This window comes from Rhizobium sp. C1 (assembly GCF_021026335.1).
Taxonomy (GTDB): domain Bacteria; phylum Pseudomonadota; class Alphaproteobacteria; order Rhizobiales; family Rhizobiaceae; genus Ensifer_A.
Genome location: NZ_JAJNCY010000010.1, coordinates 106,792 through 124,006, shown reverse-complemented (window position 1 = coordinate 124,006; position 17,215 = coordinate 106,792). Strand labels below are relative to the sequence as shown.

The 17,215-nt window shown below is 62.0% G+C and carries 17 protein-coding genes and 1 tRNA gene; 7 read left to right on the top strand and 11 right to left on the bottom strand.

The window, feature by feature from the left end; genetic code table 11:
* Positions 1–271 precede the first annotated feature (271 nt).
* Entirely contained in the window at positions 272–2,122 is a 1,851-nt protein-coding gene (locus LQK83_RS18705; RefSeq protein ID WP_230838918.1) for a hypothetical protein, read from the bottom strand.
* A 386-nt stretch (positions 2,123–2,508) separates the two neighbouring features.
* On the opposite strand from LQK83_RS18705, the gene LQK83_RS18700 reads away from it, so the two are divergent.
* From LQK83_RS18700 to LQK83_RS18690, 3 genes are all read left to right on the top strand, one after another.
* Positions 2,509–3,471, top strand: coding sequence for an NAD(P)H-dependent flavin oxidoreductase (locus LQK83_RS18700; protein WP_230838917.1), 963 nt, complete (start codon positions 2,509–2,511; stop codon positions 3,469–3,471).
* A gap of 41 nt (positions 3,472–3,512) precedes the next feature.
* Positions 3,513–4,613 (top strand): DUF1176 domain-containing protein, encoded by a 1,101-nt coding sequence (locus tag LQK83_RS18695; protein WP_230838916.1) that lies wholly within the window; start codon positions 3,513–3,515, stop codon positions 4,611–4,613.
* A gap of 194 nt (positions 4,614–4,807) precedes the next feature.
* Positions 4,808–4,883: transfer RNA gene (locus tag LQK83_RS18690), tRNA-Thr, on the top strand.
* A gap of 47 nt (positions 4,884–4,930) precedes the next feature.
* Here LQK83_RS18690 and LQK83_RS18685 read toward each other — a convergent pair.
* The 3 genes from LQK83_RS18685 to LQK83_RS18675 are packed head-to-tail and all read right to left on the bottom strand — an operon-like array spanning position 4,931 to position 7,855.
* The gene (locus LQK83_RS18685; RefSeq protein ID WP_230838915.1) at positions 4,931–6,892 is read right to left on the bottom strand and encodes a pilus assembly protein TadG-related protein; all 1,962 of its coding nucleotides are present in this window, start codon (positions 6,890–6,892) and stop codon (positions 4,931–4,933) included.
* A 4-nt stretch (positions 6,893–6,896) separates the two neighbouring features.
* Positions 6,897–7,319, bottom strand: a complete 423-nt coding sequence (locus LQK83_RS18680) for a TadE/TadG family type IV pilus assembly protein (protein ID WP_230838914.1) — start codon at positions 7,317–7,319, stop codon at positions 6,897–6,899.
* Complete coding sequence (locus tag LQK83_RS18675; protein WP_230838913.1) at positions 7,319–7,855, bottom strand: TadE/TadG family type IV pilus assembly protein; 537 nt, start codon at positions 7,853–7,855, stop codon at positions 7,319–7,321. The genes LQK83_RS18680 and LQK83_RS18675 overlap by 1 nt, the downstream gene beginning before the upstream one ends.
* A gap of 198 nt (positions 7,856–8,053) precedes the next feature.
* Here LQK83_RS18675 and LQK83_RS18670 point away from each other — a divergent pair, with 198 nt between their 5' ends.
* The 3 genes from LQK83_RS18670 (at position 8,054) to LQK83_RS18660 (ending at position 10,184) form a co-directional block, all read left to right on the top strand.
* A complete protein-coding gene (locus LQK83_RS18670; RefSeq protein WP_230838912.1) occupies positions 8,054–8,404 on the top strand; it encodes an ArsC family reductase in 351 nt (116 codons plus the stop codon).
* Between the two features lie 3 nt (positions 8,405–8,407).
* Entirely contained in the window at positions 8,408–8,881 is a 474-nt protein-coding gene (gene ybaK / locus LQK83_RS18665) for a Cys-tRNA(Pro) deacylase (protein WP_230838911.1), read from the top strand.
* A 64-nt stretch (positions 8,882–8,945) separates the two neighbouring features.
* The gene (locus LQK83_RS18660) at positions 8,946–10,184 is read left to right on the top strand and encodes an aminopeptidase (RefSeq protein ID WP_230838910.1); all 1,239 of its coding nucleotides are present in this window, start codon (positions 8,946–8,948) and stop codon (positions 10,182–10,184) included.
* Positions 10,185–10,358: 174 nt separating this feature from the next.
* On the opposite strand, the gene LQK83_RS18655 is transcribed toward LQK83_RS18660, so the two are convergent.
* The 5 genes from LQK83_RS18655 to LQK83_RS18635 form a co-directional block, all read right to left on the bottom strand.
* Positions 10,359–11,234, bottom strand: a complete 876-nt coding sequence (locus LQK83_RS18655; RefSeq protein ID WP_230838909.1) for a GNAT family N-acetyltransferase — start codon at positions 11,232–11,234, stop codon at positions 10,359–10,361.
* Positions 11,235–11,450: 216 nt separating this feature from the next.
* On the bottom strand, positions 11,451–13,166 hold the full coding sequence (locus tag LQK83_RS18650; RefSeq protein ID WP_230838908.1) for an ATP-binding response regulator: 1,716 nt from the start codon (positions 13,164–13,166) through the stop codon (positions 11,451–11,453).
* A gap of 55 nt (positions 13,167–13,221) precedes the next feature.
* Positions 13,222–13,713, bottom strand: coding sequence for a signal peptidase II (gene lspA, locus LQK83_RS18645; RefSeq protein ID WP_230838907.1), 492 nt, complete (start codon positions 13,711–13,713; stop codon positions 13,222–13,224).
* Positions 13,713–14,567: a TrmH family RNA methyltransferase gene (locus LQK83_RS18640; RefSeq protein WP_230838906.1), complete on the bottom strand. Its 855-nt coding sequence runs from the start codon at positions 14,565–14,567 to the stop codon at positions 13,713–13,715. The genes lspA and LQK83_RS18640 overlap by 1 nt, the downstream gene beginning before the upstream one ends.
* Entirely contained in the window at positions 14,564–15,667 is a 1,104-nt protein-coding gene (locus LQK83_RS18635; protein WP_230838966.1) for a class I SAM-dependent methyltransferase, read from the bottom strand. The genes LQK83_RS18640 and LQK83_RS18635 overlap by 4 nt, the downstream gene beginning before the upstream one ends.
* Before the next feature lie 277 nt (positions 15,668–15,944).
* Between LQK83_RS18635 and LQK83_RS18630 the strand changes: the two genes are divergently transcribed.
* Positions 15,945–16,388, top strand: a complete 444-nt coding sequence (locus LQK83_RS18630) for an SRPBCC family protein (RefSeq protein WP_230838905.1) — start codon at positions 15,945–15,947, stop codon at positions 16,386–16,388.
* 13 nt (positions 16,389–16,401) lie between these two features.
* Here LQK83_RS18630 and LQK83_RS18625 read toward each other — a convergent pair whose 3' ends face one another.
* Together LQK83_RS18625 and LQK83_RS18620 are read right to left on the bottom strand one after the other, a co-directional pair.
* A complete protein-coding gene (locus LQK83_RS18625; protein ID WP_230838904.1) occupies positions 16,402–16,749 on the bottom strand; it encodes a LapA family protein in 348 nt (115 codons plus the stop codon).
* A gap of 109 nt (positions 16,750–16,858) precedes the next feature.
* A complete protein-coding gene (locus LQK83_RS18620) occupies positions 16,859–17,158 on the bottom strand; it encodes an integration host factor subunit beta (RefSeq protein ID WP_109858354.1) in 300 nt (99 codons plus the stop codon).
* Positions 17,159–17,215: the final 57 nt, after the last annotated feature.

Sequence of the window (17,215 nt, the reverse complement as noted above, 5' to 3'; positions counted from 1 at the left end):
GCGGAATCCGCGAGAATCACTTTCTATGCTTTTCCCCAACTTGATGGGATTTTGGCAACACTCCCGTCTGATGCACAGTCGGCTGTCTATTTTTCAACTATTTGATAAAAAATGATATATTTAAATATTTCGGTTGACTTTCCGACGGATCAACCTGCCCTTACGGAAGGCAAATGACGCTGAGTCAGACGGAAAAAAATCTGGGCGCCGAAACAAAAAAATCCCGCCGTCAAGCGGGATTTTCGAAATTCGATGCGCAATCAGCGGTCGATCAACCGCCCGGCAGCACGTGGATCGAGAAGAGCTTGACGCTGTTTCCCTCACCGCCGGCGTCGGCATTGATGATGAGCCGGCCCGGCCCATCGGGGGGCGTACCATCCTTCACAGTCACGTCGAACATCAGATCACTCTTGTTCTGCGTCAGCAGGAAGCGGTGCCGGCCGCAATTGCCCAGCCCGCCGAATTCGCATTCCACAGTGACCTGAACCGGCTTGCTGTCGGCGCCTTCCAGCATCAGCGAGATGTTGGAGGTCTTTCCCTGCAGCGATGCAATGACGGATTGCGGCAATTCGATCGCGACGGAGCCATCAATGCCCGGCGCATTCGAGGTGACGGCCAGATAGGGGCCCGAACCGCTTTGTTCGACCTTGGCGGTCGCCTGCGCCCCGGCCGTTGCCGTCTTGGTCTTGCCAGCCTCGAAGAGCTTCGTCCACTCGTCGCCATAGCCGCCCTGACGCGACAGCGACTTCAGCTGCTTGGCACCGTCGAAATCGTCTTCCTTGACGGTCGGTGGCGGATTGGGGACACTCCCATCGCGCACGGCCTTCGGCAGGCTGAGGCCCGTGCTTTCCACCCACCACCATCCGGCAGCACCAAAGGCGGCCAGCGTGACCAGCGCGAAGGCGCGGGCTTTCCAGCGGCTCTTGCGGCGCGGCTTGATGGCGCGCTCGGGCGGAAGATGGATAACCGCCGGCTGCGGCTCCGGCTCATCCGCATAGGCGGCCGAATGCGCAGGCTCCGGCGCTTCGATGTCAAAGGCCGGGGCACGCCGCTCTTCACGATGGGCGACCTCCGGCACGATATCGAAAACAGGCTCCCGAGGGCCATGCTCCGGCTCGCTCGACAGCATGTCGTCGATGGAGGGGGCCTTGTCCCCGGCAGGGGCATCCTCGTGGCGCACCATGCCGCCAATGGCGGAAGCGGCAATGGCGACCTCGCGACGGCGCGCCTCCTCAGCCGCCCGCGCCTCTGCTTGACGCAGGCGTTCGGCCTCAGCCGCGCGCTGTGTTGCCTCTTCGGCGGCGCGCGCTTCGGCCTGACGTGCGCGCTCTTCTTCGGCCGCGCGCTCTTCAGCGGCGAGGCGTTCCTCTTCCTCGCGGGCAAGCCGCTCGCGCTCCTGTGCCTGACGTTCGCGCTCGGCGGCCTGGCGTTCAGCCAGTTCGCGGGCCGCTTGCTCGCGGGCGAGACGCTCACGTTCCGCCTGCTGGCGCACCGCCTCTTCGCGCTCGGCCTGCTCTTCAAGCGCACGGCGGCGGGCTTCCGCCTCGCGCGCGGCCTGCTCCTGCGCCTGCCGGCGGGCCTCTTCGGCCTGGCGGCGCGCTTCGTCTTCCTGACGTTCGGCAGCCAGCATCTGCTCGCGCTCCTGCAGGGCGCGCTCGCGGGCCGCCTGTTCGCGGGCCGCTATGCGGTCGCGCAGCGCCCTTTGCGCTGCCTCGTATTCCAGTTCGCGGGCGATGCGCTCACGGTCGATCTCCTCGCGGCGGCGGCGCATTTCGGCGTCGCGCTCGACCTGTTCGCGCGCCTGCTCGGCCTGAACCCTGGCCTGCTCCGCCCGCTCGATCTCCATCTTGCGGCGCTGCTCGCGCTCGGCCTCCTCGCGCGCGGCGCGCTGCTTGGCCTCGTGCTCCATGTAATCGAGCTTGGCGTCGCGCTCGACGCGGTTGATGGCGGCTTCCAGCTGCCGGCGCTGCTCGGTGGCGGTCGCGACATCGGTGACGTTCTGCTGCCGCAGCCCGTTTTCCAGCGCCATGCGGGCGGACTGGTAAACGCGGGCGCGTTGTTCAGGGTCCGCGCCGGGGCCTACCCGCTCGAGAGCCTTTCTGATGGCCGTTTCCAGACTCAAATGCTTCTGCTCCTGAGCGCATCCCAATCCATACGGACCGTTTCACGCTTCACTTGTTTTGCGCATGCCTTGCCGAAAATTTCAGCAAAGCCCGCATGAGATGAGAGGCAGCCCCCGCCCGCCCGAAAAATCCATAGCGGAGAATGCAGTCCTGATCCAACCGCCTTCCCGTTGACACAGCCTCGAGCGCATGCCGAAGGCTGCTCCAATCCGGAAGCTCTACTAAACAACGCCCCGCGGCGAAAATAGCAAGTGACATCTTATCCACTACCGCAGCGCTGGCGAAGCCTCGACAGGGTCGCATATTTCAATTTTCATCCGGCCTGAAAGCTGTTAAGCAATTGACGTTTGCGTAAACGTCACAATTGCACAAGCCGGGAGGAACCATGGCTCTGCCGCCGATCTTGAAAGACAACCTGCGCCTGCCGGTGGTCGCATCGCCGCTTTTCATCATTTCGCATCCCGATCTGACGCTCGCCCAATGCAAGGCCGGCGTGGTCGGTTCGTTTCCGGCGCTGAACGCGCGTCCGGAGGCCCAGCTTGACGAATGGCTGGCCAAGATCACCGAGGAACTGGCCGATTACAACGCGAAAAACCCTGAGCGTCCGGCCGCGCCCTTTGCCGTCAACCAGATCGTCCACACCTCGAACAAGCGTCTCGAGCACGATCTGATGATGTGCGTCAAATACAAGGTGCCGATCGTCATCTCCTCGCTCGGCGCCGTGCCGGAGGTCAACCAGGCGATTCAGTCCTATGGCGGCATCGTGCTGCACGACGTGATCAACAACCGGCATGCCAATTCCGCCATCCGAAAGGGCGCAAACGGCCTCATTGCCGTGGCGACGGGCGCCGGCGGCCATGCCGGCAAGCTTTCGCCCTTCGCGCTGATCCAGGAAATCCGTCAATGGTTCGATGGGCCGCTGCTGCTTTCCGGCGCGATCGCCAATGGCGGCGCGATCCTGGCCGCCCAGGCAATGGGCGCAGACATGGCCTATATCGGCTCGCCCTTCATCGCCACCCATGAGGCGCGCGCGATCGACGCCTACAAGGAAATGATCGTCGCCTCGAATGCCGACGACATTGTCTATTCCAACTATTTCACCGGCGTACACGGCAACTACCTGAAGCCTTCCATCGTGGCAGCGGGCATGGATCCGGATCACCTGCCGGAGGCCGATCCGTCGAAGATGGATTTCAGCCAGGCTGCAACCGGCGGCGCGAAGGCGTGGAAGGACATCTGGGGCTGCGGCCAGGGCATTGGCGCGGTCAAGGAAATCACGTCCACCGCCGGCCTCGTCAATCGGCTGGAACGCGAGTATATCGCAGCCCGGAAGTCCATTTGCGGCTGAGGCTACGCCTGCTATGCTGCCGCCCGAAACGGGAGAAGACCATGCGGTATTGCACTTCGGCGGCTCTTTCGGCAGCCGGTATCCTGCTGGGCGCTGCGCTTGTTGCCGCCCCTTTTTCAACCGCCCTTGCCGGAGCCTACAAAAGCTTCGGCAAATGGGAGGTGTCCTGCACCAACGGGCGCAATTGCGAGCTTCGTTTCTTCGACCGTGACAACAAGGCGGGCGCGAATGCCTTCGTGGTGCGCGATGCAGGGCCCTCGACCCCGGCTTTCCTGCAATTCACCATTCCGGGTGATGTTTTCGGCGAGGAGGCGAAGGATCTGACGCTTGCCATCTCCGTCGATGGCGGGGCGGAGCAGACATTCGGGCGGGACAAGCTCTCCTATGACGACACCGACGCCGCCTGGAGAATCACGTCCGATCTAGCGGCGAGCGGACTTCTGGATACGCTGCGCAAGGGCAAGGTGATCGCGCTGACGGCCAGCGCCGATGGCCAGACCGTGAAGGCGAGCATCCCGCTCGAAGGCATGGCCGCGAGCCTGCTCTTCCTCGACGACACGCAGAACCGCGTCGGTCACATCGATGCGCTGGTGTCGAAGGGCGACAAGCCGCCGAGCCCGCTGCCGGCAATGACCGACATCCGGAGTTTCGCCGACCTGCCCGAGGCGATCCGCAGCAATTTCACCGACGACAACGCGACCTGCGGCGGCGTGGAAGAAGACACACTTGCCGGACTCGGCGGTTTCGTGCGCCGTTATACCGACAAGGAAGCGCTTTACGTCGTGCCCTGCGGCAGCCCCGGCGCGTACAATGTGCCCTTCGTCATCTATTACCGGCTGGAAACGATGTGGGAACAGGTGCAGTTTCCCGTCATGGCGAAGGAGGGCCCGAGCGTCTCCACAACCGGCTACAATCTCGACTATGACGAAAAGAGCGACACGATGACCTCGTTCTTCAAGGGGCGCGGGCTCGGCGACTGCGGCTCCTTCTACAAATGGAAGATCTCCGAGGGCGGATCGGGCCGCGCGCTGGTCCTCATGCAGGAAACCGACAAGGGCGACTGCAACGGCAAGTATGGAAACGGGCCTGAAAGCTGGCCGCAGACCTGGCCTGTCGGACAGAAAGCCAAGCCTCCGCGCTGACCGCCTGAAAGGCCGGCTCCTGCCGCCCGACGGACCCGGCATCCCTGCTTTCGCGGCAGCGCCAGCTCCCACCCTTTTTCCCACCTGCACGAATTTTCTCGCCGCGGCCCAAAAACCGGCTTGAAATTGCAAGGCGTTGCCTGTATCAGCGCGTCACGAAACGCCGGAAGCGACCTGCCTTCCCGGCCTGGAATGCCGCTTTAGCTCAGTCGGTAGAGCACATCATTCGTAATGATGGGGTCACGTGTTCGAGTCACGTAAGCGGCACCATTCTCCGAGACTCCAGTTCACCTTTGATACGAAGCTTTGGCGCGCGCTTAATTCGCCATCACGGCTTGTGTGTTCACCGCGCCGGAGCCGCAGGCTCTCAGGGCCGCGTTTGAGCTGTTGTAGATGCTGATATAGGCGGCGATGATGGCGAAGCAGCCGCCTTGCGGGATGGTGCTTGTCTGCTGGCCGAACAGGTTCACGTCATTGCCGGGATTATAGACGAGGCCGGAGAGGCTGTCGGTGGCGTTGCCCTGATAGATGTTGAAGCTCGAGCCGTAAACATAAGCCATCACGTTCTGATAGCCGTAGGTGGGACTGGGCGTGGTCGGCGCAGTGATCGTGGCGGTGCTGGAGCTTGAAAGCGTGAAGCTGCCATACCAGAAACCGAGGGACACGCCGTTGGCGGTGAACTTGCCCGAGGCGATCTGGAGGCCCGACCAGTAGAAGAACATGGAGCTTGCGCCGTTGACCGCATCGCCGCTGCCGCCGAGCGTGAACTCGGCGCCGCTGAGATAGAGCGGCGTCGAATACAGGTCCATATTGCCCTTGCCGAAGGTGGTTTTCGAGCTGTTGAACGTCGACAGGCTGGTTCCGTAAAACTCGAAATCGCCGGTTCCCAGCGTCACGACGCCATTCGAATTCAGGAGCGAGCAGTAATAGAAGTAGAAGGGGCCGTTGCCGAAGGTGATCGTGCCGGTCGAGCCGTTGTTGACCGAACCGGTATTGAAATAGAAAGGCCCGTTGCCGAAGGTGACATTGCCGGTCGTGTTGTAGACGCCGCCGCCGAGATAGAACGGGCCATTGCCGAAGCTGACGTTGCCGCCATTGCCATTGTTGACGATGCCCACGGCGGAGAACAGCATGTCGCCGAAAGTGATCGTGCCGGTGCCGTTATAAAGATATTGCTGCAGGGCCAGCGTCACATTAGCGCCGCTCGCGCCCCGGATGCTGACGGTGGCGCCGTTGGAGACGGAGAACACGCCGCGGATTGCATAACAGCCGCTGCCAAGAAGGATGGTCGTGTTGCCGGAAAGGGTGACGCCGCCGGTGATCGTCACGGGATTGGCGCAGGTGGGGTCGGCGACGCCGGTGCCGGTGAAGGTAACCGTCGAGTTCTGGGCGGTCAGCGAGGCGAATTTCGTCCCGGAGACGGTGACGGTCGTGTTGGAATAATTCAGGTTCGATCCCCCGAAGACGATCGCAGTCGTCAGGGGCGACTTGAACGAGCTGCCATAGGGCCAGTTTGACATGGCCTGAAGCCGCTTCTTCATGGCCGCGATCCGGCTGTCCGAGAGGAGCGGGTCGACGCTGGTCTTGTTGAAGGTGAAGCTGCTGAGGCTCGGCTTCAGCGGGGCGTTGTAGCAGATGCTGAACTGTTCGAGCGACTGCGGATAACCGACCTCGACCGACGACACCGTGCTGGCGGCATTGCTGCAGTAATAGAGATAGGTCGCGGCGGCCGCCGTGCAGCCGGTTCCGGACACGGAGGCGCTGCTGAAGATGTTCAGCGCGCCGGCCAGTGTGCGCAGACAGTCGCCGCTGGTTGCGCCAGAGACGACGGAGGCGCTGGAAAGCGCGCTGACGGCAACCGAGCCTGTCTTGGTGAAGATCTGTCCGAGCGTGAGCGAAACGGGGTCGACGACGGTCGTGGTGAGCAATTGTCCCTGGTTCGCCGATGTCGTGACAGTGGTGGTGAGGATATTGGCGGGGTAGCCGTTGATCGCCGCGACCTGCTGGGCGGTGGCGACCGCCTGGGCGCTGGGTCCGCCATTCACGATCGCGCCGTTCGTGTCCGCGGCGGCCAGGTTGGCGAGGTCGGCAATGCGCTGCATGTCGCCCTTCTTGACGTAAAGAAGCGAGGCTTCGAGCGCCAGCCCCGACATGGCGATCAGGATGACGATCGAGAAGGCGCCGAGAATTCCCATCGCGCCCTCACGCGCTTCGGCCAGCCGGGCGAGTTCCTGCGACAATCTCGCGGTCAGCCTAGCCAGCCTGCCTGCTCTGATCATGACGTTACCCGTTCGGAAATTGCGCGGTGGCGCTGAGGGAGAAACTGTAGCCGGCAAGGCTCATGGGATAGGTGATCTGGACGCGGGTGAAGCCTGCCGTCCCGACGAGATAATTGGCATTGATCGTCAACTGGCTGGCCTTGACGCCGGACAGGCCCTGCTTGGCGGCGAGCTGCTCTATATAACATTGCGCTGTCGTGTCCGAACAATTGGGGATCGGCGTCGTGCAGGGTGCGCCGGAAATGGCGAGGCAGCGCGCGGCCTGCGTTGCCACGGCCTGAAGTGCATTCAGATCGAGCATCGCCATGCCGAAGCCAAGACCGCCGAAAAGGACAAGCGCAAACAGCGGGAAAACGACGGCGAATTCGACGGCGGCGGCACCGTCCCGCCTCTTCAGGAATGCCTTGATGCTCCGGCGCGGGTGCATCAGATGACCCTCGCGATGACGGAACGGTCCAGCCCGTAGACGCTGGCCAGAAAGCCCGGCGGAAGGATCAGCGGCTTCAGCTGTTCGGTGACCCGGATGGTGACGAACTTGCCAGAGGTCAGATTTCCCGAGCAGCCGCTCTGGCTTGTTCCCGTGCTGGAATAAGCGGGCGGATAGCCGGTGACGCAGAAATAGTTCGAGGCGTCGGCAGCGTTGGTGGAATTGTTGATGAGAACCGTGACGGTAATGTCGGTCGACAGTCCGAGCGTGCTGCGAATGATACCTTGCAGCGTCGTGCGCATGGCGTCGGCAGTGCCGCTGTTGAGGCTGCTGCCGTTTCGCACGGCGTAATAGGCCGCCGCCGAAATGGCCGAGCCGATGCGCGATTTCTGATAATAGGCAAAACCGAGGTCAACCGTGGCGGCAAAAATCACCAGCATCAACGGAAAAACGACCGCGAACTCCACGGCCGCGGCCCCTGCCCGCTGACGGCGAAAGCGGGAAACAATACTGTCGTATTTCGAAACGCTCATCATGCGCGAAGACCGAACTGCGGATAACATCCCGCAAAACCCATTGTGGCTTATTTAACAGTGATTTCTAAAAATAGTGTTATTTTTGATTGTGCTACCGGGACATGCGCTGCCTTTGAGCCGGTCCGGAGCGGCATGTTTCGCCCTTGACGCTGTGCGGCAGATGGCCGACTTATACGGTCCCATCCCGGAGCGGACAGCATGACAACCATCATTTACGGCATCAAGAATTGCGACACCATGAAGAAGGCCTTCGACTGGCTGAAGGCGCATGGCGTGGCGTATGATTTCCATGACTACAAGACATCCGGCATCGATGAAGCCTCGCTGAAAACCTGGTGTTCGGCGCTTGGCTGGGACAAGGTGTTGAACCGCGCCGGCACCACGTTCAAGAAGCTTGACGAGGCCGAGAAAGCAGATCTGGACGAGGCCAAGGCGATCCGACTCATGCTTTCGCAGCCTTCGATGATCAAGCGGCCGGTTCTTGACCAGGACGGCAAGCTGATGCTCGGCTTCAAGCCGGAACATTATTCGGATTTCTTCGGAGCCTGACGGATGGCGAAGACGACGCGAGCCACACAGGCGCTCGACAGGGCGAAGGTCGCCTATGAGGTGGTCTCCTACGATTACGATCCGGACGCCGACCGCATCGGCATGGCGGCAGCGGAGGCGATCGGCGAACCGCCCTCGCGGGTGCTCAAGACGCTGATGGCGGAGGTGGACGGCAAGGCGGTCTGCGTCGTGCTTCCCTCCAACCACGAGGTTTCCATGAAGAAGCTGGCGGCGGCCTTTGGCGGCAAGTCGGCCAACATGATGAAGCCGACGGCGGCGGAAAAGCATACCGGCTACGTGGTCGGCGGCATTTCGCCCTTCGGCCAGCGCAAGGCCGTGCCGACTGTGATCGAAGAAAGCGCGATGGCGGAGCCTTATGTGTTCATGAATGGCGGACAGAGGGGGCTTCAGGTGAGGCTCGCCCCCGCAGATGCGTTGACGGCCATCGGAGCAAAGGCCGCGCCCGTCATCGCCTGACATTTTCAAGCCGCCGTTGCCGGCCGGCGCAACCCAATGAAGTGCAACATCGAAAGACATGACCATGACTGAGACGCCCATCGACCCGATCAAACTGGAAAAGCTGGCTGAAGTCGCCGTGAAGGTCGGCCTGCAACTGCAGGAGAACCAGGATCTGGTTATCACCGCGCCGTTTGCGGCAGCACCGCTGGTTCGCCTCATTATCAAGCATGCCTATCTGGTCGGCGGCGGGCTCGTTTCGGCCTTCTATAATGACGAGGAGGCAACGCTGGCGCGCTATCGCTACGGCAGTGACAAGAATTTCGACAAGGCGGCGACCTGGCTCTACGAGGGCATGGCCAAGGCCTATGAGGCAGGGACTGCCCGACTTGCCATTTCGGGCGACAACCCGATGCTACTGGCCAACGAGGATACGGCCAAGGTCGCACGCGCCAACCGCGCCATGTCGGTTGCCTACAAGCCGGCGCTGGAGAAGATCTCCAACTTCGACATCAACTGGAACATCGTCTCCTATCCGAACCCGTCCTGGGCCAAGCAGATGTTTCCCGGTCTGCCGGAAGACGAAGCCGTGAAGAAGCTGGCGGACGCGATCTTTGCCGCCTCGCGCGTCGATCGCGACGATCCGGTCGCGGCCTGGAAGGAGCATAACGCGAACCTCGCCAAACGCTCGAAGTGGCTGAATGACATGCGCTTCTCGGCGCTGCACTTCACCGGGCCGGGCACCGACCTGACGGTGGGGCTTGCCGACGGCCATGAATGGCATGGCGGCGCATCGACCGCCAAGAATGGCGTGACCTGCAATCCGAATATCCCGACGGAAGAGGTGTTCACCACGCCGCATGCGCGCAAGGTGGACGGTTACGTCCGCTCGACCAAGCCGCTCAGCCATCAGGGCACGCTGATCGACAATATCGAGGTTCGTTTCGAACAGGGCCGCATCGTAGAGGCGAAGGCGACGAAGGGCGAGGCTGTGCTTCTCAAAGTGCTCGACACCGACGAGGGCGCGCGGCGCATTGGCGAAGTGGCGCTGGTGCCGCATTCCTCGCCGATCTCGGCGTCGGGCCTGCTCTTCTACAACACGCTGTTCGACGAAAACGCCGCCTGCCATATCGCGCTCGGCCAGTGCTATTCGAAGTGCTTCGTCGACGGCGCGAACCTCACGCCGGACCAGATCAAGGCGCAGGGCGGCAACTCCTCGCTCATCCATATCGACTGGATGATCGGCTCCGGCGAGATCGACATCGACGGCATCGCGGCGGATGGTTCCAAGGTGCCGGTATTCCGGAAGGGTGAGTGGGCTTAAGGGAAGCGGCCACTCCTCTCCCTCCCCCTTGTGGGGAGTGTTGGGGAGGGCTCTTTCTATTCGCTTGAACAACGTTTGCGGCCAAGCCCCCTCTGGCTGCCGCCATCTCCCCCACAAGGGGGGAGACGGATGTGGCCGCATCGCTGCGGCCAACGGTCCAATAAGAACCGCGACTCAGCCGGCAAATCGTCCGGCGTCGTTGCCGTAATAATTCCGGTAACGCTCGGAAATCGTGTGGATCGGCAACACGATCAGAACATCGGTGGTGCGGAAGGCGCGGTCGACGACAGCGCCCTCGCCGACCATCGCGCCGAGGCGCAGATAGCCCTTGATGAGCGGCGGCAGAGCGGCGAGCGCCTTGCGCGGATTGATCGCTTCGGCCGGCATCAGGTCCATGGAATGTTCGAGTTCCGGCAGCGCCTCGACCCGCCAGCGTCCCTTTGCGAGCGCGTTGTGGTGCAGATAGGACAGAGCCAATGCATGCTCTTCCGGAACAGCCCCGGCGAAGGAGGCGCAGCCGAACATCACATCGATGCGATGCTTGAGCGCGTAAGCCCAGTTACCCTGCCAGAGAAGCTCCACCGTGCGCTTGGTGCGATATTGCGGCAGTACGCAAGAGCGGCCAAGTTCCATGAAGCGCTTGTCCGGATGGCGGGCGACGAGATCGGCCACCTCAAACTCGGAGGAGGAATAGAAGCCGCCATTGGTCATGGCCACGTCCTGACGCAACAGGCGATAGGTGCCGACGATCTGGTCTTCGGCATCGCCTTCGATGGCCGTATCGAGAACGAGAAGATGATCGCAGATAGCATCCCAGGCGTCGATGTCTCGACGTTTGCGCGCCGATTCCGGCGGCACCTGCGCATGCATTTCCTCAACGAAAACGCGATAGCGGATCGCCTGCGCGGCATCGATTTCCGAGGCGGTGCGGGCAATGCGGGTTTCCAGAGTGCCGATGCGGCCGAGAACGCCGCTATTGTCGGCGGTCAGGCGTGCCAGCGTCGCGTCCTGTCCGGCAAGGATATCCGGGTTGAGCGTTTCTGTCGTCATCGCGATTCATGCCTCTTTCAGTTGAGGGCGATTAACCACGCTTATACGACATAGCGGTGACATTAATAGGACAGAAACGTGTCCCTGCACTTACTTTAGCAGGATTATCCACGAGCCTGGGTAAATATAATCGCCTGCAGTATTCACGTTTCTTGCGTTGCAGACAGTTCCGTTTTCCCTTTGCGTCCGGAATATTCCGGACGGAGGAAGCACATATCAGCCGGCGCGGCGCGCGGCATAAGAGGCGAGGAGATCGGCCAGCGTCGCCGGATCGGCTGGCTTGACGAAAAGCTCCGTCGCCCCGGCGTCAATGGCGGCCTTCCTCGTATCGGCGCCGGCAGAACCGGTGACAACGATGAGCGGAATTTCAGCCAGGCGATTGGCGCGCTCGAAATCGCGGATGGCGGCGAGTGCATCGAGCCCATTACCGCCCGGCATGGAAAGATCCGTCACGACTGCGCCCGGCCGGCCGGACGACCGCGCCGCCGCAGCGATGAGATCGCGGAAGGTCTCGACCTCGGTCACGCGGTGGCCGCTCTTCTTGAGCACCGTCTTCAAAAGCAGCCGGTTGACGGGATCGTCTTCGGCCAGCAGCACATCCAGCCCGCTGCCTTCGGCATGCGTCCAGCGCGAATTGTTGCCGTTGTCATTGATCGGGTCACGCAGCTCGATGCCCTTCATGCGGCCCTGCAGGACGCCGATCAGCGAGCGCTCGCGAAGCGGGCGCACCAGCCAGGAATCATAGCCTGCGCCAAAGAAGCGGGAACCGCTTCTGCTTTCCGGATCGATGAGAAGGATGCGGCGGGTGGCCGGATTGCGAAAGACGGGGTGCCTGCGCAGATCGTCCGACAGAAGATCAGCCAGCCGACGGTCGACCACGATGTCGGTCAGGGCATCGGCGGAAACGGCATCGAGACTTGCCGCGACCTCGGCGGGCGTAGCGGCCAGCATGACCCTGCCGCCCAGGCTCGTGACGGTGGCGGCCAGCGCCTCGCGGCAGGCGCCATCGGGGGCGATGACGAGCATATGCGTGCTCGACAGCATGGTGGCGCGCGCCTGGCGCAGACGGATATCGGATGGCTGTCCCACCGGCATGCGCAGGATGAATGTGCTGCCGATCCCGAGCCGGCTTTCAACATCAACGCTGCCGCCTGCCTCGAGCAGAATGCGGCGGGAAATGGCAAGGCCGAGGCCAGAGCCGCCGACCTTGTTTTTCTCCTCGCCCACCTGCTCGAATTCGCGGAAGAGTTTCTCCTGCTCGCGCGCCGTCATACCGGGGCCGGTGTCGCGGACGCGGATTTCCAGCTCGCCCTCAACCATACAGGCCGAGACAAGAACGCCCCCTTCGCTGGTGAATTTCACTGCATTGCCGACGAGATTGAAAAGAACCTGACGCAGCCGCTCCGGATCGAAAGAGAGCAGGCCCGGCACATCGGCGGCGACAAAGCTGGCAATCTCGATGCCCTTTTCGTGGGCGCGATGGGCCAGCATTTCGACGACGCTTTCGATCAACTGACGCAGATCGTCATCGCGCAGATGAAGATGGAAGCGGCCGGCCTCGATGGCCGAGAAGTCCAGGAGGTCGTCGACCAGTTGCGAAAGCGCGCGGACCGACTGGCCGATGCCGGAGAGATAATTCGCCTGTTCGGGCGTCAGCCGCGTCTGGCCGAGCAGATGGCTCATGCCGGCAATGCCGGAAAGCGGGGTGCGGATATCGTGGCTGACGGTGGCCAGAATCCGGCTTTTCATCGCGCTTTCGCGCTCGGCGCGGGCCAGCGCCTCACGGGTGAGGTTCAGCCCGGCAACATGATCCTGTTGCTGTGGCCGTGTTGTTGAAAACAGCCGACGAAACCATGCGGCAAGCGGCTTCGCGCCGCGCCGGGCAACAGGAGACTGTTCGATATGGAAGTCCGGTTCGTCAAAATCTCGCATATGGAAGTGCTAACATGCGAAAGCTTCAGAAGTGTTTCCGGGCTTCGTTAATCCTTCATTGCGATTTTTCGGTGCTTCCGAAGATTTCATCAAAACCGATCAAAACGGCCCCCACGGTGATGAAGCTGTCGGCGAGATTGAAGACGGCGAAGGACCACGATGTGCCGATGTGGAAGAGCACGAAATCGATGACATGGCCGTAGAGAAACCGGTCGATGAGATTGCCGAAGGCGCCCGCAATGACCAGAGCGAAGCCGAGATGGGCGATCCAGCGCGAGGTCGGGGTCTTCAGCCAGAGCCAGGTGACGAAGGCGACGATGGCAAGGCGCAGACCGACAATCAGATAGCCCGGCATCTCATCGAACATCGAGAAGGCGACGCCGGTATTGTAGGTCCGGTAAAGCGCAAGAACCGGCAGAAGATGAACCGGCTCCTGCAGCGGCAGATAATGATCCACCGCGATTTTTGTGATCTGATCGACGATCAGCAGCGCGACGATGAACAGGACTGCCGGCACGGCGCGGGAAAAAAGCGAGACCTTTTCCATCACCGCGGCTCCAACGTCAGCAGATGCCGTCGCGCCTCGAAAAGCATCACGGCGGTGGCGACAGCCAGATTGAGCGAATCGGCAAGACCCGCCTGCGGAATGCGCGCCAGCTGATCGGCCTCTTTGGCCAGCTGATCCGGCAGCCCCTGCTGCTCGTTGCCCATGAGGACGACGACCGGTTTCTTCTTGTAATCCACGGTGCGGTAATCGACTGCGCCGGCGAGATGCGTGGCGACGACAGAGACGCCCGCTCCCTTTTTCCAGGCGAGGAATTCTTCCGGCGTGGCGCGGGTCACGGGCAGCGCGAAGACCGAGCCCATGGTGGCGCGCACGGTTTCCAGCGAGAAAGGATCGGTGCATTCGCCGACGAGGATCACACCCGAGGCGCCCGCCGCATCGGCAGTTCGAATGATCGTGCCGAGATTGCCGGGATCACGCACGCGGTCGAGCGCGATATAGGTCTCGTTGGCGGAGGGACGGATATCAGAGAGCGAGCGCCACTTCGTCTTGAAGACGCCCACCACCATCTGCGGATTGTCGCGGCGGGTGATGGCGGAGAGAACCTTCTCACTCACCTCCAGCACGAGACCGCCGGCGGCCACCGTGCGGGCGGCAACCTTGGTGACGAGCGGCTTGTCCTTGGCGTTCTTGGCATAGATCAGCGTATTGATCGCCCAGCCCAGTTCCAGCGCGTCGATGACGAGCTTCAGGCCTTCGGCCATGAAGGTTCCGGTTTCCTCGCGGCCCTTCTTCTGGGAGAGCGCCTTGATATCCTTGATGATCGGATTGGCAAGGCTTGTCACTTCCTTGACCTGTCCGACGCGGCCGGGGCCGCCCTTCGTGGCGTCGCTCATGCGGGCACCCAACGCGAAAAGAGGGAAGTGGAAAGCGCCCTGCCCTTTTCAGAGCCATCGAGACCGCTTTCACGGATGATGAGTTCGCCGGATTCGACGACGCCGCCGGCGCCGCGCATCGTCTCGCGCATCAACTCATGGATCGAATAGAAGCTGGCGCGGATCGAATAGGCGGTCAGGACGAAGCCGAGCGCCTTGTCACTCAGGAGTTCCCGGCCGATGTCGAGCATCAGCGGCAGATGGTCGAAGAGGTGCCAGACTTCGCCATTCGGACCACGGCCGAATTTCGGCGGGTCGGTGAGGATGATGTCGTAACGATTGCCGCGGCGCTCTTCGCGCGCGATGAATTTCATCGCATCATCGCAGATCCAGCGGATCGGGGCCTTGTCAAGACGGGCGAGCGCCTGGTTCTCGCGGCCCCAGCCGATGGCCTTCTTGGACGCATCGACATGGGTCACTTCAGCACCGGCGGCGGCGGCAATCAGGGATGCGACGCCGGTATAGCCGAAGAGGTTCAGCACCTTGACCGGGCGCTTGGCCTTTTCGATCTCCTGTCGCATCCAGTCCCAGTGAACCTGCTGTTCCGGGAAGACGCCGACATGGCGGAAGCTCGTAAAGCGGCCGTGGAAATCGACGTCGAGAAGCTGCATAGGCCAGGTTTCGCCCAGCGCGCCCTTTGGGAAGCGCCAGCGACCCATGCCGTCCTCGTCGGTGTCGCCGGTGAAGACGGCGTCGACATGCTCCCAGTGTCTGGCTGGAAGCGAACGCTGCCAGAGCGCCTGGGCTTCAGGGCGGACGACACGATAATCGCCATATTGCTCGAGCTTCTCGCCGGCACCGCTGTCGATCAGCCGGAAGCCGGCGGAGGACTGATTTTCGAGAATGACCGGTATGCGCTCGGCGGGCGTGTCGCCGGTGCGGGTCATCAATGGGCGCTCGGGCGCGGCAGGCGCTGCGCGCTCCTGCTTCAGCGGGGCATTCCTCTCGGCCACTGCCTTGGGTCGCGCATCCTTGGCCGGCACAGGCGCCTGGCGCGGACGCTCGCGCTTTTCCACCCGGCCGGATGCCGGACCAGAACCCGGAGGGCCGCCGCGTCGCATCTTTGTCGTCTTCGTCAAAATTCACACTTTCCTAGCTTCCAACCGGATCGGGCCGAAATCTAGCTTCTTTTGTTTCCGTTTGTCCTTCCGGGAAAACAGAGCTCCGCTTTTCCCTGACAAACCTGGGGCCAAAAATCGCGACTGTCGCAAATTCGGCTCTATCGGCACGAAATAACATTAAGTGCTCTCTTGGCAAAGACTTATCCCTCAAGTGATATTATAGCATTCATCAAGAACGGCTCGCATTCGAGCCACGCATTTGGGAGGAGCGATCACGATGGATATGAGCGGCGAAGAGCGCATTGCAGCCAAACGCGAAGTCGTCTGGGCGGCGCTGAACAATCCCGAAATCCTGAAGGCCTGCATTCCGGGCTGTCAGAGCCTGGAGATGGCCTCACCAACCGAAATGTCGGCCACCGTCAAGATCAAGATCGGGCCGGTTTCCGCAACCTTTTCGGGCGAGGTCACGCTCTCCGACCTCAACCCGCCGGCCGGCTACAAGATTTCCGGTGAAGGCAAGGGCGGCATTGCGGGCTTTGCCAAGGGCGGCGCGGAAGTGACGCTGACGGAAGACGGCGACGAGACGATCCTCGCCTATACGGTGGACGCGCAGATCGGCGGCAAGCTGGCTCAGCTCGGCTCGCGCCTGATCGATTCCTCCGCCAAGAAGCTGGCCGGCCAGTTCTTTGCGGACTTCAACAAGGCGGTCAGCGGAAGCTGATCTGATTCCCGGTTTACTTCGAAGCCGAGACCGGCAGGAGAACCTGCTGGGCGAGTTCTTCGGCGCGCTTCTGATTGCGCCGAGCCTCGCCCTGCCAGCGGGCGGCTTCCTGCGTCTGCCGGCGAGCCTGCTTGCGGTGCTTGCCCTGCGAGAACCACGTGAGGCTAGAACCGATCAGCGCGCCAAGAATAACGGCCAGAAAGAGATAGACGAAAAACGGCGCAGTCAGCGACAGGACCGGGTCAGATGGCTCGAACGGGTTGAGCGACAGCGTGACCGCGTGACGATTGGCGACCGACAGCACGATGAGGATGATGGCGATCGGCAGGAGGATCACCAGATTGATCAGCTTCTTCGTCATGCGCAGGCTCCAGCAGGCACAATTTGACACACCGGAAGATATCTTCCGATCCGTCTCCTAAGATAAAGGGATATGCGGCGCTTTCAAGCCGGCACGGCAGCCGAAAGGCTCAATCGTCCTCGTCGGCCTGACCCGGGTTCAGACGCTCGCGAAGTTCCTTGCCGGTCTTGAAGAAGGGAACCCACTTCTCCTCGACGAAAACCGCGTCGCCCGTGCGCGGATTGCGGCCGGAGCGGGAGGGGCGATTCTTAACCGAAAAGGCGCCGAAGCCGCGAAGCTCGACGCGATTGCCGCCAGCCAGCGCATCCGTGATCTCATCGAGTACGGCATTGACGATGTTTTCCACATCGCGGTGATAGAGATGTGGATTGCGCGCAGCAACGATCTGCACCAATTCGGACTTTATCACGTCTTCCCCCTCGATCATTTCCGTTTTCCGGCTGACGCCGGCATTCGAACATTGCCG